This is a genomic window from Nostoc cycadae WK-1, from assembly GCF_002897135.1.
Classification (GTDB): Bacteria; Cyanobacteriota; Cyanobacteriia; order Cyanobacteriales; family Nostocaceae; genus Nostoc_B.
Map to the genome: position 1 here is coordinate 52,213 of NZ_DF978429.1, position 22,791 is coordinate 75,003.

Consider the following 22,791-nt stretch of genomic DNA (forward strand, 5'->3'; position numbering starts at 1 on the left):
GGAAATGCACAGTGATTTCTCAATCTTTACTATTCAATAGCTTTTTACAAACTCCATTTTCACCCCGACAGCGATCGCTACAAGGTTGGATAGCAATTATCGGCTTTGTATTGCTGAGTTTAACTTGCTACTTTGCTGGTGCGGCTGGAATGTTACGCCTAATTTATCCCGCGACAGCCTTATTAGTAGCGATATTTTTATACCTAAGACATCCAATTTTATACATCGGCTTTACTTGGTGGATGTGGTTCCTGACACCCTTAGTTGCCCGTTTAATTGACTACCGAGTTGGCTGGGATCCCACCCGCCAGATTTTGATCGCACCTTATTTAGTGGTGTTTGTCACAATTGCAACCTTCTTACGCCACTTCCCTCAAACTTATCGTCAGGGAGGTTTACCTTTTATTTTGGCTTTTATCGGTGTAACCTATGGTTTTCTTGTAGGTTTAATTTACAATACTCCCGTTCCCGTAGCTCGTGGCTTACTAGACTGGCTCAGTCCGATTATTTTTGCTTTTCACTTATTCATGAACTGGCGAGATTATCCCAGTTATCGCCAGAATTTACAGCGTATATTTCTTTGGTGCGTGTTATTGACTGGTGCTTACGGCATCTATCAATTTGTCGTTGCCCCTGAGTGGGATAGATATTGGCTAATTGAGTCAAAATTATTTACCAGTTCTGGCGACCCTGTACCATTTGGAATGCGTGTTTGGAGTACATTGCATTCGGTTGGCCCGTTTGGTGCAGTCATGCAGGCAGGCCTGTTGTTGTTATTTACTAGTTCAGGCCCCTTAATTTTTCCGGCTTCAGCTGTCGGTTACTTGTCGTTTTTACTGACACAAGCCCGTACTAACTGGGGAGGCTGGTTATTCGGAGTAATTATGATTATGGGTTCCGTCAAAGCCCGTATTCAAATGCGGCTAATCATCCTAATTTTAGTCATAGCTGCGTGTGTTGTGCCATTGACCACTATTGAGCCGATTTCTGACGTTGTGGCAGCTCGTTTGGAAACTTTTACGAATCTTCAAGAAGACAGTAGCTTTAAAGATAGATCGGGAAGTTACGACAGAAACCTCAGTTTAGCCCTCTCTAATTTATTAGGTAATGGCCTAGGAAATACTTGGAAAGTTAATGAAAAAACTGGTCAAATCGAAGTTTTTGTGATTGACAGCGGTATTTTAGATATGTTTTTTACCCTTGGCTGGTTTGGAGCCATATTTTATTTAGGTGGATTAATCTTGATATTTTTCAGCGTTGCTACTTACACAGAAGCACGCTTTGATAGTTTTATTAGTACAGCCCGTGCCATTGGTTTAAGTGCTGCTGCCCAGTTGGTTATTGGTAGTGGGATGCTGAGTATTGCCGGTATGATTCTTTGGGGATTTTTAGCTATGGCTATGGCAGGACACAAATACCACAAATCTCAAAACATAACTCAACTTCAACAAAGGTCAACTACATGAAAGTGATGATTCTCATGCCATTGGCTGAACAACGCGGCGGCAGTGAAATGACTTTCTGGGATCTGTTGCAACAAGGACGAAATCGTGGGATTGAGTGGTTGGTAATCTTTGGTGAGGATGGTTCTTTAGTCAAACAAGTGCGATCGCTCGGTATTGATGCGCGAGTTGTACCTGGTGGTCGTGTGCGCCAGTTGCACCGTTTAGTTGCCACAGCTATCAAAATAGCAGTCATAGCTAAACACGAACGGGTAGATGTGATTATCAGTTGGATGTGGCTATCCCACTTAACAGGCGGACTGGCAGGACTACTAGCAGGTAAACCGACACTGTGGTATCAACAAGAAACCCCTAATGGGAAAAATTTTTTAAACCGCTTAGTTAATTTGATGCCAGCGCGTGGTGTAATCACTATTACCAAAGCTATTCAAGCAGCACAATCAACAATTACACCTCGACTACCCGTACATTTGGTATATCCGGGGGTAGCTTTAGATCGTTTTGATACTTCTATTTTGCCGACTCCTGCTCAAGCGCGGGAAAAGTTAGGTTTACCATCACAAGGGGCGCTAATCGGCATTGTGGGAAGATTGCAACGCTGGAAAGGAATGCACGTCCTTGTACAAGCAATGCCAAAAGTTTTGCAGAAGTATCCTGATGCTCATTGTGTATTGATTGGTGGTAAGCACGATTTAGAACCTGACTACGAAGAGTTTCTCAAGTCAGAGATCGCAAATTTAGGGTTGCAAGAAAAAATCATTATGCCAGGACTCCAACGCAACATTCCAGAGTGGGTGCAGGCGATGGATGTTTTTGTTCATGCTTCTGATAAAGAACCATTTGGAATTGTGATTATTGAAGCAATGGCGCTGGGTAAACCTGTAATTGCTGGTGATGCTGGCGGCCCCACCGAAATTATTACCGATGGCATTAACGGCTTATTAACACCTTACGGTGATTCTGAGGCATTGGCGATCGCAATTCTGCGCTACCTAGATGAACAAGACTTTGCCCAAAATGTCGCCCTCGCTGCACGCCAACGCGCCCTAGATTTCTCTACTCAGAATTATGCTCAAAATTTCATTAATACTCTTCGTTCTCTGATGCCTAGCGTTTCGTAAATATAGCTAAATATCGAGACGCTAAGATCCCCGACTTCTTGAAGAAGTCGGGGATCTTTTATTTCACGCATAATTCTTGGTAAATAATTTTGTCTTTAAGGTTACTAATTACCAGAGAATAATATAGCTTGAGAAAATTGTAGTGCATCAGGAGGTTTGCAGGGTGGAGCAGGCGCGTATAGGGCAAACTCATTTACAATTCAGGAAATTCTCAGCCAACAAGCTTATTTTGTAATGTAATTGGGAGTAAATACTTTTATCATGTGCCGTTTACTTGCCTATCTTGGTTCGCCTGTATCTTTGGAACATCTTCTGTATAAACCAGAACATTCTTTGATTGTCCAAAGTTACCAACCCCGCGAAATGACTTCTGGGGTAGTAAATGCAGATGGTTTTGGCATGGGTTGGTATCATACTCATAAAGATACTGCTCCCTACATCTATAAAAATACATCGCCGATTTGGAATGATATTAACTTACCCCATCTCAGTCGTTACGTTGAATCAAAGTGTATTTTGGGTTATGTACGTAGCGCTACAATAGGACAAGCCGTAGATTTTACCAATTGTCAGCCATTTAATCATGAAAATTGGCTATTCTTGCATAACGGATTCATTGAAAATTTTCGGCAAACATTACACCGCAGAATTCGTAGCACGTTAACACCCGATTTTTACGACAAAATTTATGGAAGTACCGATTCTGAACATTTATTTGCATTGTTACTTTCTCAGCGTCAAATTAACAAACATCGTCCCCCCGAATATGCACTACGCGCTACTTTGTTAGGCATTGCTGAGTTGGCAAAACGTCATCAAATCAAGGTTTTAGCAAACATAGTTTTAAGTGATGGAAAACGCTTGATAGCTTCGCGTTTTTCTGTTAGTTCACCAAATCCATCTTTGTACTGGATACGAGATGATCTAAATTTTCCGAACTCTGTAATTATTGCTTCGGAACCTTTATTTCCTGGTAATTGGAACCCTTGCCCAGAGAATAGCATCATCACTGTGGGAGAAGACTGTGATATTAAAATTGAGCAAATCTACTAGCACCAAAGAATTTATTTATTATGCTTTAAATGATTGTCGGAAAAAAACTTTAAAGCTAATTGATGAATTAGATGATACAACATTTCGTAATCAATATCATCCTGATTTTAGTCCGGTTGGCTGGCACTTGGGACATATTGCTTACACTGAGTCGTTATGGTTGCTAGAACACAGTGCAGGTTTAAGGTGTTTATTTCCCCAATACCGTAAGTTGTTTGCAGCCGATGGTTTACCCAAATGTGAACGTGTCCAATTACCCAATTTAGAGGAAATTGCTGATTACTTGCAGACAGTGCGAGACAAAGTGCTGGAGTATTTAGAAGTCGCTGATATTGAACCGCAAGAACGTCTCTGGCGGTTTTTAATTCAGCATGAAAGTCAACACTGTGAAATTCTCAGCTATGTATGGGAATTGGCTAAGAGTCAACAGTCAATAGTCAATAGTCAACAGTCAAAATTCGTGACTTTGGACGTTGCAAAGCAAGCAGAGATGGTGATGATTCCCGCTGGGGAGTTTGAGCAGGGAAATAATTCTCTTGATGCGTTGGATAATGAGAGTCTCTGTCATCGAGTATATCTAGATACTTATTGGATTGACCGTTACCCAGTGACTTGCGGGCAGTATCGGGAATTTATGAGGGCGGGAGGCTATGAAAATTCTGAGTGGTGGTCGAAAGCGGGGTGGCAATGGCTACAAATAGCACAGGTAACACAACCACTTTATTGGCATAGCGATCGCAGTTATGATGATCATCCAGTCTGCGGTGTAAGTTGGTACGAAGCTGAAGCATATTCGCGGTTTGTTGGCAAGCGTTTGCCCACAGAAGCCGAATGGGAAAAAGCCGCTAGTTGGGACGCGCAAACTAAACATCGGCGCACCTATCCTTGGGGTGAAGAAATACCCACACCTAAATATTGTAATTGCGATCGCCTGATATCTCAGACAACCCCAGTTAATGCTTACCCTGAAAGCAAAAGCGCCTACGGCTTATTTGATACTCTGGGTAATGTTTGGGAATGGACAGATTCTTGGTTTGCACCATACCAAGGTTTCCAAAGTTACCCTTATGTAGGTTATTCTCAAGTTTATTTTGACAACCAGCACCGGGTGTTAAAAGGTGGTAGTTGGGCAACTCGTCCGTGGGTATTACGTGCTAGTTTTCGTAATTGGTATCATCCTAATGTACGTCAAATCTTTGCTGGGTTTCGCTGTGCTACAAGTTTTAATTAACGAAAACTTATGGCATTTTTAGTGGTAAATACGCAAATTTAGTGTTAAACCTTGAGTAATCTAGCTCAAGCGTGATGTTATCAGCTATGGCTGTGTGTTTCACTAGCTAGAAGAAAGTTTGCGCTGACCAATAATCTACTACTGGAACTCTGCGGAGGTTAAATGACAATATCTAAAGCTGTCACCAGCAAAGTTACTTCCCTCAAAAGCATTGAAGAACGTTTGCAAATACAGCGTTTGATAGAAGCAACACGAGTAGTTACCTCAACTGCTGGGAGTGATGTAGTGAAGGGATTAACTCAAATCCCTAAATCTTTACCCCCATACTACTTTTATGACGACCAAGGATCTGATTTATTTGAAGAAATCTGTGAATTGCCAGAATATTACGTCACCCGCACAGAAACAGCAATTTTAGAACAGTGTGCTGGTGAAATTGCCAAACTTACAGGTAAGTGCGAATTAGTTGAACTTGGCAGTGGTAGTTCTACAAAAACCCGAATTTTGCTGGATGCTTACCAAAAGTTAGGTTATCTTCAGCGCTATTTACCAATAGATGTTAGTGCTGGAATGTTGGAAAATAGCGCGAGAAAGTTACTCAGAGATTATCCGGGATTGCTAGTTTACGCACTGGCTGGAACTTATGAAATGGCTTTAGCACAACTCCCGCCAAAACATTCACCAAGTAGAATGATTGGGTTTATTGGTAGTTCTTTAGGAAATCTTAAACCTGAAGAGTGTGATGCTTTCTTTTTACAAATTACCAATGCTCTGCAAGTAGGCGAATATTTCTTACTAGGAGTAGATTTACAAAAACCAAAAGAAATTTTGGAACCAGCTTACAACGATCGCCAAGGCGTAACAGCAGCGTTTAACATCAATATGCTGGAGCATTTAAATCGCAGGTTTGAAGGTGATTTTGATACAACCCAATTTGAACACTGGGCGTTTTATAATGAAACTGCCCATCAAATTGAGATGCACTTACGCAGCTTGCGATCGCAAACTGTACACTTAAAATCTCTCAACCTCACCGTTAATTTTGCCCCAGGCGAAACTATTTTGACGGAAATATCGCGCAAATTTAACCTAGAAAGTATTCAACAACAACTCAAAACACAAGGTTTAGTTCCAATTCAAACCTGGACAGACTCAAATCAATGGTTTGGTTTGTTGTTATGTCAGTTGCAATCTGTCTAACTCTTGTTGGGAGCATCCTAATACAGTTCAGTTAACGTTTTAAGTTTTTGAATATTCTCCCAACCCCCCTTAAAAAACAGGGGGGCTAATAAGCATATTTTATTAAGATGTTGCCACAGCAATGACTAAACAAATGAGTAATAAACCAAGTAATAATAGCCAAGTTTGATTACGTTTTACCCAACCTTGAAAAGTTATGCCAAAACTGCTGTTATGATGCTGCTGTTCTTGCTGTAACTTGTATTCGGCAATATTTTGATAAAGGGTACATTCTTTGGCGTTGGGACGTTGGGGAAAGTTGCAAGTGTCGTCTGCGTGATAGGTGCAGCTATCACACAAATACTCGTCCCCGGTCGCGCGATGCAAGGGAATACCGGGATGGCCAAAGGCTTTGAGTGTTGTTCGGCAATGAGGACAGGTAATAGCCTGACTCTCAACAAGTTGATGGCAACGGGGACAAGATATAGTAGTCACAACTTGACCACAAATAAGTAAACACCCTGATTTTAGCGAAAGTTTGGTTTATCGGGGCAAACAGGCAATAGGGAAATCTCTTTCATCTTTTTACTTTTGCCTTTTTACTTTTTACTTTTGCCTTTTTACTTTTTACTTTTGCCTTGCAGTACTATCCCAAAAATAGTTTATATGCCAAATTCTGGCTTTCATCCCAATATTGATAACCAAGGGTATCGAGAAAAGCTTGCCATTCTTGCATTTCATGAGGTGGTACCTGCATACCCACAACAATGCGCCCATAGTCTGCACCGTTGTTGCGATAGTGGAACATACTGATATTCCAGTTGGGACTCATGGAAACGACAAACTTCATCAATGCGCCGGGACGTTCGGGAAACTCAAACCGATAAAGTAATTCATTATGGGCGAGGTGTGAGTGTCCGCCTACCATGTGGCGTAAATGTAATTTAGTAAGTTCATCATCGGTTAAGTCGATGGTTTTAAAACCGCAAGTTTCAAAAGTTTCTAGCATCTTGGCTTTGTCAGCACGGTTTTGAATTTGCACACCAACAAAAATATGGGCTTCCTTTTCATCGGCAATGCGATAGTTAAACTCAGTTAAGTTGCGTTGACCAATACATTCGCAAAACTTCCGCAGACTACCTTGTTCTTCAGGAATGGCGACTGCAAATATGGCTTCGCGGCGTTCGCCTAATTCGGCGCGTTCGGCGACAAATCGCAGGCGGTCAAAATTCATATTTGCACCGCAAGCCACAGCCACCAAAGTTTGTCCTTGAATTTGTTCGCGTTCGACGTAGGCTTTAGCAGCTGCGATCGCCAATGCCCCTGCCGGTTCTAAAATAGAACGGGTATCTTCAAAGACATCTTTAATTGCTGCACAGGTATCATCTGTATCCACCAAAATAATTTCATCCACATATTCTTGGCACAGGCGGAAGGTTTCTTCCCCCACTTCTCGCACTGCTACCCCATCCGCAAACAAACCAACTTGCGACAACCGCACCCGATGTCCGGCTTTTAATGATTGGTTCATGGCATCAGCATCAACAGGTTCCACACCAATAATCTTAATTTCTGGACGCAACCGTTTGACATAGGCCCCAATTCCCGAAATCAAACCACCGCCACCAATAGCCACAAAAATTGCGTGAATGGGTTGCTGGTATTGGCGCAAAATTTCCATACCGATGGTTCCCTGACCAGCAATTACATCAGGGTCATCAAAAGGATGAATAAAAGTTAAACCTTTTTCTGCTTCTAATTGTCGGGCATAAGTGTATGCGTCATCGTAGGTATTACCATGCAAAACAACTTGTCCACCCCTAGCTTTAACTGCATCTACCTTTACCTGGGGTGTGGTGACAGGCATCACAATAATAGCAGTTGTTCCCAAACGACTAGCAGCTAAAGCCACACCTTGAGCATGATTCCCCGCCGAAGCCGCAATGACACCTTGTGCTAACAAATCCGGTTGTAAGTTTACCATTTTGTTATATGCACCCCGCAGCTTGAAAGAAAACACTGACTGCATATCTTCCCGCTTTAATAGCAGCTGATTATTCAGCCGCTTGGAGAGATTCGGGGCATACTCCAGTGGGGTTTCTTGGGCAACATCGTACACACGGGCGGTCAATATTTGTACTAGATAGTCGCAAAGCATGGTGTCAAAGGTTAGCAGATGCCAGATAGATGTTAATTTTACGGTACTTGTGTACTCAGATTCCTGACTTCTTTGAGAAGTCGCGGATCTTTTCGCTGGAAAATAGTTGTTGTAGAGATACAAAAACTAAATTGTGTCTGGGTCTATATTTAATTCTCGTAATTTCGCAGCTAAACGTTCTGCAACTTCTTCTGGTGTCGAAATTAATTTGCCTGAAGGTGTAAAAAATCGCAATAATCCTTGATGAATTCCCAAATATAAATTTAACTGTTGACTCCACAAATGCCCTTGAGGATTTTGTTCCAAGGGTTGATACACTCCATCTAACAAATGATACCCAGCAAATTCTAAACTCTCTGGGTCAAACCAAAAATAATCAGGAGTACGAAAAGTATCTTGATAAATCTGTTTTTTTAAACCTTTATCAGTATCCGCAGTTTTTGGTGAAAGAATTTCCACAATTATGTTAGGATATCTGCCTTCTTCTTGCCAAACTACCCAACTTTTCCGAGTTCTGCGTTCAGTTCCTAACACCACAAAAAAGTCTGGCCCGCGAAAGTCTTCAGATTTACGCTGATTGGGACTGTAGTAAATTGTGAGGTTAGCCGCTGCGTAAAAGTTTTGTCTGTCGCGCCACAACCATTCCAGACATTTCAAGAGTAAGATGATCTGTCGTAGATGCAGTTCAGTTTCCAACGCAGGCTCATCACTGTATAAGTCACCAGGGGGAAAGATAACATCTTCTGGGGTGTCTTGACGAGTGTTGAAATCTTGAGCGAGAGACATAGTGGAGATGAAATGATCTGGGTATGTGTTTAGTGTAGTTAATTTGATGGCTGGTAGTGTGATGCGATCGCTATACTAACTAGCAGTGGCACAGCATCATGCAAAATCAATGGGTGCAGCAATTATTATTTTTCTCATCTTGGGTCTGATTGTAACAGCAATTCTCATCAGTCCATTGCTGACGAAACAGCGACGAAACCGTATTAAAAAGCGTCCTTTTCCGCCACTTTGGAGTGCTGTTATTGAAAATAATCTACCTATTTACTTACGTCTGACTCCCGAAGAACGCCGACGACTTCAAGGACATATTCAAGTATTTTTAGCAGAAAAACAATTCATTGGCTGTCAAGGCTTGCAAGTAACAGAAGAAATGAAGCTAACTATTGCTGCTGTTGCTTGTTTATTGTTGCTGAATGAACGAGGAGAGTACTTTCCTAAACTGCGTTCAATTTTGATTTATCCCAGCACTTATTTTGTGAATCAAACTGTTGCTGTGAGTGATTATGTTGTAGAAGAAAGACGTGATGCCAGACTGGGTGAATCATGGGTAAAAGACCAAGTAATATTATCCTGGGATCATGTACAACGAGATACGCAAAATTGGAGTGATGGACATAATGTTGTGCTGCATGAATTTGCCCATCAATTAGACCAAGAAGATGGCAAAGCTGAAGGTGTGCCTATTTTGCCAAAAAAATCAGATTATCTAGATTGGGCGCAAGTAATGACAGCAGAATATCAACAACTCTGCAACGATATTCAACAAGATATTACGACAGTAATTGATAGTTATGGTGCGACAAATCCCGCCGAATTTTTTGCGGTGGCGACTGAGACTTTCTTTGAAAAGCCACAGCAATTATTAGATAAGCATTCAAAGCTTTATAAGTTGTTGCAAAATTATTATCAAATCGACCCTAGACAATGGATTGATATAAGAAAGTAGTTGAAGATATTTCAACGATAAATATAAATTTTATTACAGTAAATACATTTTTAGTCTTAATTAAATAGAATATTCGAGTAAAGTAACAAATATCTTTTACCAAGGGTGCAAACATATGAAAATGGAACCAGCCTACACTTCTGTAGGCAAAATTTTTGAATACAGACCTATGCTATTTATTCCAAAGTATCAAAGAGCTTATGCATGGGAAGCTGAATCTGTAGAGGATTTTATTAAAGACTTAAAAAACTGTTTTGATAGGAGAAAAGGAAATACGCCAGTAAATCATTTTTTCGGAGGAGTTCTTTGCGTTAGATATGCTGTTCCAGGTGCTGTAAATCAGCACGAATATGAAATTATCGATGGACAGCAAAGGATCTCAACTTTTACTATATTAATGTCTTGTTTAATTAAGATATATCAAGAGTTACTTGAACAAGCCAAAAATTTAAAGGATACAAATAATCAATTTATATTGGAAGGACGCATCAAAGCTCTTTCAGAAAGATTTATAGAATTTAATCAAGAAGTGCAAAGAAAGGTAAACTCTGTTGAAGTTATGAAATTATCAAGAGTTGATCATCCTTTTTATAAAGATCTTATCCGTGGTAAGAATCCATTTCCATCAAGAGATTCTCATCATAAGATTAATCATGCTTATCAAACCTTACTAAAAGCGGTAAGAAAAATAATAAGTAATTCAAAGATAGAAGAAAAGATGGATGATATTGAGATAATACAAAATATTATAGATAACGATTTCACTATATTATACATGGTAACTGATAGTAAAGAAGATGCATTTAGATTATTTCAAGTGATTAATGATAGAGGAACTAATTTAACTGTTGGTGATTTATTAAAAGCAAAAACTTTAGAGATTTTAGAAGGTTTCACTGACGAGCAAGATAATTGTGAAAGGTGTTGGGATGATATACTTGCCGATACTCCATCAGTAACAGCAGACTATTTAAACTGGATTTATGAATCTTATAAAGGCAAAAGAGCTAAACAAGATGAGCTATTCGATACATTTCTTGATGGCTTTTTTCCAGAACATAAAAAACATAAAACAGAACAATTTAAAGATTATGAATCAACACAAATATATCAAACAGTAAAAAATATACATAACGATATTTTTAAGTGTAGAAAATTACTTGAAGGTCAATGGCTATATTCATCACAACAACCAATAAATAATTGGGATAGGACTCGCTTAAGTATTCTTCTTAAAGAACTTGAACATACTTTATCTATACCTCTTTTTCTAGCAGCATCACAACTTGATCATAAAGTCTTTTCAGAAATAGTACAAATTGTAGAAAAAGTTTTCTTTAGATATAAAATAATATGTAATCAACATGCAAATTCATTAAAAAATATTTATTACGAAGAATCTCTTCTTATAAGACAAAATCCAGATACTTATGATGTTTCAACTTTAAGGCAGAAGTTGCATAAACTAATTAAAACTAAAGCTTCAGATTTAACATTTAAAAATGGTCTTGAAACTTTAGAATATAAAGAATCTAGAGGAGGTAATAAACCTCTTAAATATTATTTAATGACTGTAGAGTACTATTATCAATGGTATCAAGCCGGAGCTACAGGAACTCCAATCTGTAAAGATAAAAGTAGAATTTATGACTTTGCAGGTACTTCTATTGAACACATTTATCCACAAAATTCAAAATCTAAAGATGAAAAATTAGAACCATTAAAAAATACATTGGGTAATCTTACTATTTTAGATCCAGCACAGAATAGTATAGGTGGTAATGAACCTTTTGAAGTAAAAAAGCCTCTTTACCAGGAATCATCCATACAGTTAACTAGAGATATAGCTAATAACCAAACTTGGAGTGAACAAGAAATTATAAATCATAAAAATTTACTTATAGATGTTGCGTTAAAAGTTTTTAGTCCTTAATTTTCGCTATTTACATTCAAAATTCAGTTTGAAGATGACGTAAAATATGTAATTTTCCATATAAATATAGTTGATGAGTAAAAATATAACAAAATATCTGTTTATTGAAGGATAATGTTTCGTAACAAATTGTAGCTAACCCCAGATGACCATAGATAATTTATCGGTGATTATATGGGTTCATAAAAATGAATTTAGGAAAGATTTCTCTAGCAGTTGGTTTAATTTTAATTTTATCGGACTCTCGTGTACTAGCTTTTACAGATACTCAAAATTATTGGGCAAAAGCTTGTATCAAACAATTAGGAGAACGGAAACTGATCACAGGTTATCCTGATGGCAGTTTTCGCCCCAATTCTACCGTCAACAGGGCAGAAGCGGCTGTACTCATGCTCAACGCTTTTCCTGATGCAGCAATTAAACGTAGTGCAACTATATTTAAAGATGTACCTGCTAATTATTGGGCAGCTAAAGCAATTTTTACAGCTTATCAAAAAGGACTTTTTTCTGGTTATCCGGGTGGAGTATTTCAACCTAACCAAGCAATTCCGAGGGCGCAAATTATCGGTGTTGTAGCGGGGGCAAAAAGTTATAGTGTTCAGCCTAATTCAGCGCAAATATTACAACGTTATTTTACAGATGCTCAACAAATTCCCAACTACGCGCAAAATGCGATCGCATCTGCCACAATTAACAGTATTGTTGTCAATCATCCCAACGTTAAACAGCTAAAACCACTGCAAAGTGTCACCAGAGGCGAAGTTGCAGCTTTGATGTGTCGGGCTTTGAATATCTACACAGTGCCACCACAATATATTGCAGGTGTACAACCATATCCTCTAGAGGTGCGTTCTTTACCAGGACAACTCGATACTATTCCCACGTTTAACAGTAACAGCCCCGAATTAGTCACAACTGAAGGGATTTTACTTTCAACTTTCCCCCCCGATGGCAAACAAGTCAAGGAAGCGCATTTAAATTACCCATTCCAAGGCAGATTTGATGTATTCGCCCATCATATCGTTCGGGCAGAAACACCAGCGCAAAACCGCACCGTTTATCAAGGGATAATTGTTCACAACCCAGGAAATGAACCAGTAACATTGCAAGTACTACAAGCAGCTAGTTACCAAACCAGAGAAGCACCGTTTATTGATTTACCTGATGTGGCGGATAATTCGCAAAGTACAGTTTACGCTGGCCCTGGTAGTAGAACCATGAACGATGTGTTGCGGGGTTCCAGACAAGCAGTTTTTCCCGACAAGTTAGTTATAGAACCAGGGAAAACGCAAATATTGGCGAACTTACCCATTCCTGTACAAGCGCCTAGTTCTAATGGTCGGACAACAATGATGCGATTGGTGAGCGATCGCCCAGTTTATATGGCAAACTTAGCAAAGAATAGTCCAGTTCCGCCTACTGTAGACGAGTGGCAAACACTTTTAAATACAGGTAGTCTAGCAGGCAAGCGTGACCCTATCCCTACACCTCTCGACCCTCCTAGAGAACCTACAGTTTTTAGTCGTGTGGCTGGTGTTTCTCAAGGTACACAATGGCAAGCAAATATTACAGATAATTCCAGTGTGTCTCAGTTGACGATACCTGAACCAGGGAAAGCATTCTCTTATCCCATAGGAACAGTACATTTAATTACACTCAGCACTAGACAAATTCAAAGTGCGCCGATGCTGAAACGCTATTCTGATACAGCTTACTTTGCCCACAGTAACTATGGTGTAGAATACAATCTCACTCTGCCTTTACACAACCCCAGTAACCAAACTCAGACTGTAGCTATATCAATAGAAACGCCGTTAAAAGATGAGGGTGGTAGAGATAGACTGCTATTTTTAAATCCTCAAGTTGAACAAGTATTCTTTCGAGGTACGGTGAGATTACGTTACACCGATAATAATCAAGTCGAACAAACGCGCTATGTTCATTTGGTACAGCGACGGGGACAACTAGGAAAAGCTTTGATAACTTTGCAAATACCAGCGGGAACTAAACGACAAGTTCAAGTAGATTTTTTGTATCCTCCTGATTCTACACCGCCGCAAGTTTTGACTGTGAGAACGCAGATGTGAGTTTTGTGGCAATGCCAACTTTCACACTCAATCTAAATCACAAATAAAGTACGCTACATTGCACCGCCAAAACTTACTGCAACATCATAACCAATCCGGATAGTAAACAATCTAGCATTCGGATTTTTCTGTTTTAACTTTAATGCTGTCTCTACACCTGTTGGATCGATACCGTATTCACCAGTTTCGGCATCAATCACAATCATTTTACCGATGTTATCGCCATGTTCGACATTTTGACGAATACCGTTTTCGTAAAATTGTTTAGCTCGTGAGGCTACTTCTTCTACACTCCAAAAAATAGATTGCATCACAATTACACTGCTTTGGCTTTTTCAATTATTGTAGTATTTACATATTCACAAGCAATGTCCACCTGGCGATCGCCTCATACTCTACACTAATTAATATCCTGACTGCAAACCTGCACTGATTTGAAAGATACTGTCCATGCAGCTACTTAAAACAACCGACACAGATTTTTCTACCGTATTCCAAGCACTAGTCAATAATCGCCGGGAAGCCACGGTTGATGTTAGTGGTACAGTACGCGGTATTCTGGCTGATGTGAAAGTGCGGGGTGATGCCGCAGTTAAGGAATATACTAGTCGTTTCGACCATTTCAGCCCAGAATCTTTACATCTGAGTGCCGATTTCATCGCCACCCAAGCCGCCAAATGCCCTGCTGATGTGAGAGTCGCCCTGGAATTAGCCGCAGAACGCATTGGTAGCTTTCACCAAAAACAACTGCCCCAAGATATTGGTTACACCGATGCAACAGGCGTAAAACTCGGTTTAAATTGGGTTTCTCTCTCACAAGTTGGTATTTACGTCCCTGGTGGACGCGCCAGCTATCCTAGTTCGGTGTTGATGAATGCTTTACCTGCCAAAATTGCCGGGGTGGAACGCATTGTGATGACAGTACCTATGCCACGGGGGGAAATTAACCCGGCTGTGTTAGCGGCGGCGCAAGTGGCTGGCGTAACAGAAATATATAGTATTGGTGGGGCGCAAGCAGTAGCCGCCCTCGCCTACGGGACAGAAACTCTGACTCCTGTAGATAAAGTTGTTGGCCCTGGTAATGCTTATGTTGCGGAAGCCAAACGGCAGGTATTCGGAACTGTGGGTATTGACAGTATTGCTGGGCCTTCAGAAATTCTGGTGGTAGCCGACGATAAAAATAACCCAGAGTGGATAGCTTGGGATTTATTATCGCAAGCAGAACATGACCCCAGCGCTCAATCGATTTTAATTACTGATTCGGCAGTTTTCGCCCAGCAAGTTATTACCGCCGTTGAAAATGTTCTTACTAAGCTGTCTACTCAAGAAGTGGCGAGCGCTAGTTGGCAAAATCACGGTGCAGTCATTGTAGTGAGTGATTTGGCAGAGAGTATACCACTATTGAATCAACTGGCTCCCGAACACGTCGAGTTATGTGTCGATAACCCGCAAATATTAGCTAGTCAAATTAAATGTGCCGGCAGTTTATTTTTAGGACGCTACACCCCAGAAGCTATTGGCGATTATTTGGGCGGCCCTAACCATGTATTACCTACTTCCCGTTCGGCGCGGTTTGCTTCTGGTTTGAGTGTGTACGATTTCCTCAAACGCATTACTTATTTAGAATGCAATCAAGCTGCATTGCAGGAAATTGGTAAAGCTGCGGTGACTTTAGCTGAGGCAGAAGGTTTACCAGCCCATGCGGGGAGTGTGGCTGTACGTTTGCAATCATAATTAGAAAAATTTAGCGCAAAGGCAAGGCAGCGCGTTGGGCGGCTCTGCCGACTTGAAGCGACTGCCGCGTAAAGGAGCAAAGTTAGTTTGATATGAATGCAGAGAAAAGGACACCTGTTTCTTTTATCAAAAATCTGCTGGTAGCCCGTTGGCGATCGCTTTTACTCCTATTTCTTGGGGTATATTTACCATTGCAGATATTTCAAATTTTGGCCGCCCAAGTTTGGCAATATCAAACTGGCTTTCCTTGGGATGTACCAGTTTTATTGGCGGTTCACTCTACAGCCAATGCACCGTTAGATACTCTGGCGGTGGTGCTGACTAAGTTAGGTTCGTTTTGGACTGTGTTACCGATTTTAACTACAGTTGCCCTCATATTAATTTGGCAAAAACGCTGGCGATCGCTAGTTTACCTGCTCATCACCGCTTTGGGAAGCGCCTTTATCAACCGCACAGCCAAGGAATTATGGCATCGTCTCCGCCCAGATTTGTGGAAGTCTCTCGCGCCAGAGTTAGATTTTGCCTTTCCTAGCGGCCATGCAATGACGAGTACAACTTTGGCTATCATCTTGCTGATTTTAGCTTGGCAGACTTCTTGGCGCTGGGTTGTCTGGATTTTTGGGAGTTTGTATGTATTGACTATTGCCTGGACACGCCTTTATTTGGGTGTTCATTTTCCTAGCGATATTCTTGCAGGTTGGATGGTGGCGATCGCTTGGGGAACTGGTGTGAGTATGATTATTAAACCCCATCTGGTGAAAACTGTACCCATCCCTGGTGTGCAGCCTGCGGCGGAAACTACTTTACTCCCAGAAGAACAGGAAAAGTTAGCCGCTAATGAGTGAATCTTTGTGGTAAGCGATCGCTCTTACTAAAAACTACTATCCTAGAATGTGCCAGTCACCATCAAAGATTTTGGGTAAATGTCACATACAAGACTTACGCAATGAAACGAAAAATCAAGGTTTCAGACTGGGATGTAAAGGTATAAGGTGTAAGTCTGCAAAACCCTTACATCCCACTCACTACTCTCAACTCCCCCATTTACGCCTTTTTTGTCGGTGCAGTTGCAACATGGGCTTCGACAATTGTCTGCGACACTTTGGGAATAAACCAGTTGACATCACTGGCTGGGAGAATTGTAGCGCCAACTTGATTAAATTCAATTGCCCCAGTATCAGCATTTGTCTTGAGAACTAAGTTTGTTCCATTCGGAACCTTCAGCACAACATCACCCACAAATTCTTGACCAGGACGGTCAGGATTTAACGCTACAGCATTTACATCTGCGGGTAGATAGATACCTTTGCAATTCCATCTATCTTGAGTTGTCGCGCCATCAGCTAAAAAATAAAGTGCTGCTCCTTTTGAATATTCATCATCATCTAAATTTGGTTCTGGCCCGTAGATAGCTATAGTTTTTCCTGTTTGATTGGTGCATTGTCCCCAATCAAGTCCTGACTCAAAAGCGTATTTTTGTAATTCTAATTCATTGATTTTTTGGTCAATTTGTTCTGGTGTGTAACCTTCTAATTGCTCTTGTGTTGCTTTGGCAGAACGAAATTGATCTAGCTCTTTAGTCAGATTTATATAATCAGGATTTTTGCTAACTTTTGGGCGATCGGCTAAAGCAGGTGGAGCGAATACTAAACTTACAAATAATATAACTGTCAGCAAAAAGTATTTAAATCTTTTCATATCTATCTACCCATTTTTACAAAATTGCAGCTTATGACTATCTCAACCATCTTGTCAATATTCTCATCAGCTATTAAAGTTAAATTTTTGATGAGAAATACTGAATTTTGAATTTATTAGCTTGTTTTTCTGGCTAATTACTGCATATTAACCAGACAAATTTATCATTCTGTTTTTGAGAATCTCATGTTTTGGTACTGTTTCCTAATTTATCTTTATATTTTCTTTAGATATGTCATAACCTCATAACTTCAGGCGCTAAATGGCACTTATTCCGATGATGTTTGTGGGTATTTTTCCGCACAATCAGCAAGAGAATTTTTGTGGCAATTAAAATACAAAATCTCTCATATACCCGTGTAGATTCAGGGATTTGCTCAAATTAATAAATTATTAAATTTAATTTTTTTGTCTACTTGATTGTAGAAAATACATAGGGTAGTATTAAATCTATCTTGAGAAATAAAACTAACGATAGGCGCTGCCCATTGATAGATATATCGATATCTGTAAGTAAAACTTAGGGCTTGTTTCTTAGTGTGATTCAACTAAAAACTCTCTCCTAATTTGTTATAAAAACTATCGTTTATGCGCCATTCGCCAAACTAAAACTTGCAAGATGAACAAGGAAATTTCTTCTCATCAGAGTCTTCATGGTTTAAAGCCAGAATGTCTTTCTTTTACGGAAGTTCTAGCGCAATCTTTTGCGGTAATTGCACCAACAACAATACCCGCATCTAATATTGGCTTAATCGTTGCACTTTCCGGAAGCGGCACATGGCTCAGTTTTTTGATTGGCTTAATTGGACTATTATTTGTCAGTATTAATATCAATCAATTTGCTAGTCGGACAGCATCTCCAGGTTCACTTTATTCCTACATCACTAAAGGTTTAGGTGCGACAGCCGGAGTAGTTTGTGGCTGGAGTTTAGTACTCGCTTATTTATTCACTGGGATGTCTGTTCTTTGCGGTTTTGCCAATTTTAGTGGTGTTTTAATTGGGCATTTGGGCATTCATCCTTCAAGTATTACATTACTGGCGATCGGTGCAGGAATTTCTTGGTATGCCGCTTATAAAGATATCCAACTTTCTGCTGTCGCTATGCTGTGGATGGAAGGTATATCAATTGTTTTAATTGCTGTGTTGTGCATAATTATCTGGGCGCACAAAGGTTTTGCGTTGGATATGTCCCAGTTAACTTTGACTGGTGCGACTCCAGGTAGCGTAGCTACAGGACTGGTTTTGGTGATGTTTGCGTTCTCTGGCTTTGAAAGTGCCACATCTTTGGGTGATGAAGCCAAAAATCCTCTGCGAACCATCCCAAAATCGGTAATGGGTAGTGTGATTTTGGCTGGGTTATTTTATATTTGTACAACTTATATAGAAGTGTTGGGATTCAATGGCGCTGGCGTATCTATTACCAACACAGAAGAACCTTTGGGTTTTTTATCCCGACAGGCGGGAGTAGGTTTCTTGGGTGAATTAGTAGGTTTGGGTGCGTTATTTAGCTTCTTTGCTTGCATTTTAGGCAGTATTAACCCGGCCTCTAGAGTATTCTTTTTGATGGCGCGTCATGGTTTATTTCATTCATCTTTAGGTACGGCGCACTCAGCTAATAAAACACCTCATGTTGCAGTCACAATGTGTTCTTTGATGACATTCCTCGTACCGGCGGGGATGTCATTATTTAATATCAAATTATTCGAGTGTATGGGATACTTGGGGGCTATTTGTAGCTATGGGTTCTTGAGTGTCTATATCTTGATTTCTATTGCTGCACCTGTTTATCTATATAAAATCAACCAACTGCGCCGCCGAGATATCGTGTTTTCTATTCTTGGCGTTGGCTTTATGATGATTCCGGTTTTGGGTAGTGTTGGCATTCCTGGTAGCAGCCTCTTCCCAGTTCCTGAAGCACCGTATAATGCTTTTCCCTACTTATTTTTGATGTACATAGTCGCTACGAGTGGCTGGTTCATTGTCAAAAGAAGACGTTCTCCCCATTTAGTTGCAGGAATGCACCGAGGAATTGAAGAAATTCACGCCCGATTTAGCGATCGCAGCAAAATTCCTTAAGTTTTTGCATCTTTTAATTACAAAAATTCTGAATTGATTTAAATTGATATGAACGGGTTAGTTACCACAATTAGTACCGGGGCATTTGCCTTTAGCGCCACAAATATCGACGATTTAGTGATATTAACGCTATTTTTTTCCCAGATTAACGCCAGGTTTCGCCGTTGGCAGATCATTGCCGGACAGTATCTTGGTTTTACAGCACTGGTAATGGCCAGTCTGCCAGGTTTTTTTGGTGGCTTAATCCTACCACGTCCTTGGATTGGATTATTTGGCTTAGTTCCCATTGCCATTGGCATCAAGTGTTTGTTGAATCAAGCAGAAGATGAATCAGCAGCAGTTGAACCCCAAACAGAAACATCACAAGATACTCTTTTAGCCAAATTATTCAATTTACAAACTTACAGTGTCGCAGCGGTGACGTTTGCTAATGGTACTGACAACATTAGTATTTATGTGCCTTTGTTCGCCAGCGCCACTTGGGAAAGTTTGTTGGTAATTTTGGGTGTGTTTTTTACCTTGGTGGGGTGTTTGTGTTACTTAGCTAATAAATTAACTAACCAAACTGCGATCGCTAACTTATTAACTCGTTATGGGAATAATTTTATGCCTTTTGTTCTCATGGGATTAGGCGCTTTTATCGTTATCGATAGTGGTAGCTTAACGTTATTAAATTTATCTTAAATAAAATCCAATCGGCAGGAGATTCATTCGCAAAATATCTCAAGATTTCCACATATCAATAGAGGTATGAGATTTGAACATATTAGAATTTTCTCTACTAGTTTGGCTTGGCTCATTTAGTGCTGGCTTTGTTGGCGCGTTGACGGGTTTAGGTGGCGGAGTTGTCATTGTTCCCCTATTAACTTCAGTCTTTGGCGTAGATATTCGCTATGCTGTTGGTGCTTCATTGGTGTCTGTGATTGCTACTTCCTTGGGTGCAGCCTCAACATATATCAAAAAAGGCTATACCAACTTGCGCTTAGGAATGTTTTTAGAAGTTGCAACCACAATTGGGGCAATTATTGGGGCGATGATTGCGGTGTTTGTCTCGGTAAAAATGTTAACGATTGTTTTAGCGATCGTCTTGATATATTCTGCATATCTTTCACAACGCCCAAGAATTGAAATTGATCAAAATCAACCCGCAGATCCCTTAGCAAATTATTTCCACCTTAATGGTACTTATCCCACTCCAGATGGCTTGATGTCTTACCAAGTTCATTCAGTACCAGCAGGTTTTAGTGTCATGTTTGTTGCTGGAATATTGTCGGGATTACTGGGTATTGGTTCAGGCGCATTCAAGGTACTAGCAATGGATCAAGCCATGCGTATACCATTTAAAGTTTCAACCACTACTAGCAATTTTATGATTGGTGTCACCGCTGCCGCATCAGCCGGCGTTTATTTAGCCAGGGGTTACATCGATCCGGGATTATCAATGCCGGTAATGTTAGGAGTATTACCTGGCGCTTTTTTAGGAGCAAAAGTACTCATAGGTGCTAAAACACAAATTTTGCGAATTATTTTCAGTCTTGTGCTGGTGGTAATGGCTTTTAAAATGGTCTACAACAGTCTAATAGGGGGGCTGTAAAATGTATAAATATGAGGTTAATTCTAGTTTTCGTTGGCACTCATCAGCATCACCAGAAGCTGAAGTGGCAGCAATTACCTTACCACCAGCAGAACCAGATTCTGATATTCAACAATTAGAAGAACAACACAATAGCAGTGAGATTAATGCCAGTCATATAGCCAGCAAAACCCCCAGTGAACAGCAATTAGAATATATACTCAGCAATCTTTTAAAGTATGGAGTATTAATAGCTAGTTCTGTTGTTTTGTTAGGCGGTATTTTATATTTAATTCACCACGGTTCAGAGCCTGCGACATATCAAATTTTTCACGGTGAACCATCAGAGTTTCGTTCACCAAATGGTGTAATCAATGCAGTTTTATCTGGTAGCCGTCGCGGAATTATTCAATTAGGATTATTACTATTAATCGCCACCCCAATTTTACGTGTAATTATTTCTTTATTGGCTTTTACTATAAAGCGGGAATTAACTTATATAGTTGTCACTCTGTTGGTATTAGCTAGTTTAACTTATAGTTTGGTAGGAGCTTATTTTTAGCTCAATCAACTGCTTTTGTAATAAGTCTAAATTTAAATAAATGGAAATCTTGTGGTGCAGGCTATATGCTTGCACCACAATCTCCAGAGAGTTTATAACAGAAGAAAATTATCATAGGATTACTCTCGAAATCTGCTTAATTGATTTATGATTAAGAATTGAGCAGTTCGTTAATTTGGGGGATGTTTTGCTGAATAGCCTTTGCCAAATAGTTTCTAATTAAGTCAATAGTTTCTACAGAAAAATTTCCACCTAAAAGGACAAAAGCTAAACTAGCAACCCCGATAACTAAGGCTAATACTCTACCAAAACAGCCCGGGTTAATTTCAATAAATCCTAATTTTGATTGACCTAAGACAGAAATCACTAGAAAAACAATACCTAGGGTTAAAAAAATATTTGATAAAGTAAAATTTGCCATTTTAATTTAGTCAATTACCACTTATTCAAATATCTTTATTATAGTCATTATTAATCTAAGTTGCTGTTATAAATACTGACGAAAGTTAGAATTTAATTGTCTAGATACCTCTACCCAAAGATGTGGATGGGGAAGCGATCGCCATACCTCCACCTTTCTCCGCACTTGCTCATGTAGTAAGCGTATATTAACTGCTGACTACCTAACTTACCCAGCAATATTACAAGAATATGAAGATTTTGGTAGACTTTATGTCTAGTTTGCGTTTAAAATACACTAAACCGACAGGAATAGTGTGTATTTATGGAAAGCGCCCAAAAAGCTAGTCAAGAGTTGAGTTTAGCAGTAAATACAGCCCCAGAGCGATCGCCACAGACTGTTCCTCACGAATCCCCAAAAAATATTTTCAAAAAGCTCAGAGGTGGATTCTTGCTGGTTTTGGGATATTTATTATCCCCTTTATGTTGGTGGAATGACCTTTTATTCAATTTACCCATTGCTTACTTTTTTGGGTACTTATGTAGTTTACTTTCCCCAAAATTACTCATACCTTGTTCAATTTTAGGTTACTGGCTCTCTAATGTTGTGGGAATCCTGTTGATGCAATATGGTTCTAAGGATATCTTTCAACAAGATTCTCAAGAACGTAATCTCAAAAAAGAACTGTTATCGGGTTTAGTTTCTTCAACAATTTATACTATCGTCATTATTTTATTGATTCAGTTGAAGATTCTGGAAGCTCCTGTATTATTCGCCAAGAGTTAATAGT

At 39.8% G+C, this 22,791-nt stretch carries 21 protein-coding genes; 15 read left to right on the forward strand and 6 right to left on the reverse strand.

The window, feature by feature from the left end; all coding sequences use genetic code 11:
- Positions 1–11: 11 nt before the first annotated feature.
- The 5 genes from NCWK1_RS14290 (at position 12) to egtD (ending at position 6,068) form a co-directional block, all read left to right on the forward strand.
- The gene (locus NCWK1_RS14290; RefSeq protein WP_103125172.1) at positions 12–1,466 is read left to right on the forward strand and encodes a glucose-6-phosphate isomerase; all 1,455 of its coding nucleotides are present in this window, start codon (positions 12–14) and stop codon (positions 1,464–1,466) included.
- The gene (locus NCWK1_RS14295) at positions 1,463–2,584 is read left to right on the forward strand and encodes a glycosyltransferase family 4 protein (protein WP_103125173.1); all 1,122 of its coding nucleotides are present in this window, start codon (positions 1,463–1,465) and stop codon (positions 2,582–2,584) included. Before NCWK1_RS14290 ends, NCWK1_RS14295 begins: the two co-directional genes overlap by 4 nt.
- Positions 2,585–2,845: 261 nt before the next feature.
- A complete protein-coding gene (gene egtC / locus NCWK1_RS14300) occupies positions 2,846–3,637 on the forward strand; it encodes an ergothioneine biosynthesis protein EgtC (protein ID WP_096581364.1) in 792 nt (263 codons plus the stop codon).
- Positions 3,609–4,868: an ergothioneine biosynthesis protein EgtB gene (gene egtB, locus NCWK1_RS14305; RefSeq protein ID WP_103125174.1), complete on the forward strand. Its 1,260-nt coding sequence runs from the start codon at positions 3,609–3,611 to the stop codon at positions 4,866–4,868. The genes egtC and egtB overlap by 29 nt, the downstream gene beginning before the upstream one ends.
- Before the next feature lie 162 nt (positions 4,869–5,030).
- A complete protein-coding gene (gene egtD / locus NCWK1_RS14310) occupies positions 5,031–6,068 on the forward strand; it encodes an L-histidine N(alpha)-methyltransferase (RefSeq protein WP_096581368.1) in 1,038 nt (345 codons plus the stop codon).
- 102 nt (positions 6,069–6,170) lie between these two features.
- Here the strand turns inward: egtD and NCWK1_RS14315 are convergent, their stop codons facing one another.
- The 3 genes from NCWK1_RS14315 to NCWK1_RS14325 all read right to left on the reverse strand — a co-directional run bounded on the left by NCWK1_RS14315 (position 6,171) and on the right by NCWK1_RS14325 (position 8,991).
- On the reverse strand, positions 6,171–6,542 hold the full coding sequence (locus tag NCWK1_RS14315; protein ID WP_103125175.1) for a zinc ribbon domain-containing protein: 372 nt from the start codon (positions 6,540–6,542) through the stop codon (positions 6,171–6,173).
- Between the two features lie 151 nt (positions 6,543–6,693).
- Entirely contained in the window at positions 6,694–8,205 is a 1,512-nt protein-coding gene (gene ilvA / locus NCWK1_RS14320; RefSeq protein ID WP_103125176.1) for a threonine ammonia-lyase, biosynthetic, read from the reverse strand.
- A gap of 126 nt (positions 8,206–8,331) precedes the next feature.
- Positions 8,332–8,991: a Uma2 family endonuclease gene (locus NCWK1_RS14325; RefSeq protein ID WP_103125177.1), complete on the reverse strand. Its 660-nt coding sequence runs from the start codon at positions 8,989–8,991 to the stop codon at positions 8,332–8,334.
- Between the two features lie 109 nt (positions 8,992–9,100).
- On the opposite strand from NCWK1_RS14325, the gene NCWK1_RS14330 reads away from it, so the two are divergent.
- The 3 genes from NCWK1_RS14330 to NCWK1_RS14340 all read left to right on the forward strand — a co-directional run bounded on the left by NCWK1_RS14330 (position 9,101) and on the right by NCWK1_RS14340 (position 13,957).
- Positions 9,101–9,937: a M90 family metallopeptidase gene (locus NCWK1_RS14330; RefSeq protein WP_103125178.1), complete on the forward strand. Its 837-nt coding sequence runs from the start codon at positions 9,101–9,103 to the stop codon at positions 9,935–9,937.
- Positions 9,938–10,058: 121 nt separating this feature from the next.
- On the forward strand, positions 10,059–11,870 hold the full coding sequence (locus NCWK1_RS14335; protein WP_222838788.1) for a DUF262 domain-containing protein: 1,812 nt from the start codon (positions 10,059–10,061) through the stop codon (positions 11,868–11,870).
- Positions 11,871–12,058: 188 nt separating this feature from the next.
- Positions 12,059–13,957, forward strand: coding sequence for a DUF3370 family protein (locus NCWK1_RS14340; protein WP_103125179.1), 1,899 nt, complete (start codon positions 12,059–12,061; stop codon positions 13,955–13,957).
- 53 nt (positions 13,958–14,010) lie between these two features.
- On the opposite strand, the gene NCWK1_RS14345 is transcribed toward NCWK1_RS14340, so the two are convergent.
- Positions 14,011–14,268 carry a hypothetical protein gene (locus NCWK1_RS14345; protein ID WP_103125180.1) on the reverse strand — a complete coding sequence of 86 codons (258 nt, stop codon included), beginning with the start codon at positions 14,266–14,268 and terminating at the stop codon, positions 14,011–14,013.
- Between the two features lie 139 nt (positions 14,269–14,407).
- Here NCWK1_RS14345 and hisD point away from each other — a divergent pair, with 139 nt between their 5' ends.
- On the forward strand, positions 14,408–15,691 hold the full coding sequence (gene hisD, locus NCWK1_RS14350; RefSeq protein WP_103125181.1) for a histidinol dehydrogenase: 1,284 nt from the start codon (positions 14,408–14,410) through the stop codon (positions 15,689–15,691).
- A gap of 92 nt (positions 15,692–15,783) precedes the next feature.
- Positions 15,784–16,536, forward strand: a complete 753-nt coding sequence (locus NCWK1_RS14355) for a phosphatase PAP2 family protein (protein WP_096581396.1) — start codon at positions 15,784–15,786, stop codon at positions 16,534–16,536.
- 199 nt (positions 16,537–16,735) lie between these two features.
- Here the strand turns inward: NCWK1_RS14355 and NCWK1_RS14360 are convergent, their stop codons facing one another.
- Entirely contained in the window at positions 16,736–17,389 is a 654-nt protein-coding gene (locus NCWK1_RS14360; protein WP_096581398.1) for a hypothetical protein, read from the reverse strand.
- Positions 17,390–18,008: 619 nt separating this feature from the next.
- Here NCWK1_RS14360 and NCWK1_RS14365 point away from each other — a divergent pair.
- The 4 genes from NCWK1_RS14365 to NCWK1_RS14380 all read left to right on the forward strand — a co-directional run bounded on the left by NCWK1_RS14365 (position 18,009) and on the right by NCWK1_RS14380 (position 21,601).
- Positions 18,009–19,466, forward strand: coding sequence for an APC family permease (locus NCWK1_RS14365; RefSeq protein ID WP_096581400.1), 1,458 nt, complete (start codon positions 18,009–18,011; stop codon positions 19,464–19,466).
- A 48-nt stretch (positions 19,467–19,514) separates the two neighbouring features.
- Positions 19,515–20,150 carry a cadmium resistance transporter gene (locus NCWK1_RS14370; protein ID WP_103125182.1) on the forward strand — a complete coding sequence of 212 codons (636 nt, stop codon included), beginning with the start codon at positions 19,515–19,517 and terminating at the stop codon, positions 20,148–20,150.
- A gap of 73 nt (positions 20,151–20,223) precedes the next feature.
- Positions 20,224–21,060 carry a sulfite exporter TauE/SafE family protein gene (locus tag NCWK1_RS14375; RefSeq protein WP_062296536.1) on the forward strand — a complete coding sequence of 279 codons (837 nt, stop codon included), beginning with the start codon at positions 20,224–20,226 and terminating at the stop codon, positions 21,058–21,060.
- Position 21,061: 1 nt separating this feature from the next.
- The gene (locus NCWK1_RS14380) at positions 21,062–21,601 is read left to right on the forward strand and encodes a DUF1634 domain-containing protein (RefSeq protein WP_096581404.1); all 540 of its coding nucleotides are present in this window, start codon (positions 21,062–21,064) and stop codon (positions 21,599–21,601) included.
- A 151-nt stretch (positions 21,602–21,752) separates the two neighbouring features.
- Here the strand turns inward: NCWK1_RS14380 and NCWK1_RS14385 are convergent, their stop codons facing one another.
- Positions 21,753–22,022, reverse strand: coding sequence for a hypothetical protein (locus NCWK1_RS14385; RefSeq protein ID WP_096581406.1), 270 nt, complete (start codon positions 22,020–22,022; stop codon positions 21,753–21,755).
- A 303-nt stretch (positions 22,023–22,325) separates the two neighbouring features.
- On the opposite strand from NCWK1_RS14385, the gene NCWK1_RS14390 reads away from it, so the two are divergent.
- Positions 22,326–22,787: a DUF7980 family protein gene (locus NCWK1_RS14390; protein WP_103125183.1), complete on the forward strand. Its 462-nt coding sequence runs from the start codon at positions 22,326–22,328 to the stop codon at positions 22,785–22,787.
- Positions 22,788–22,791 lie beyond the last annotated feature (4 nt).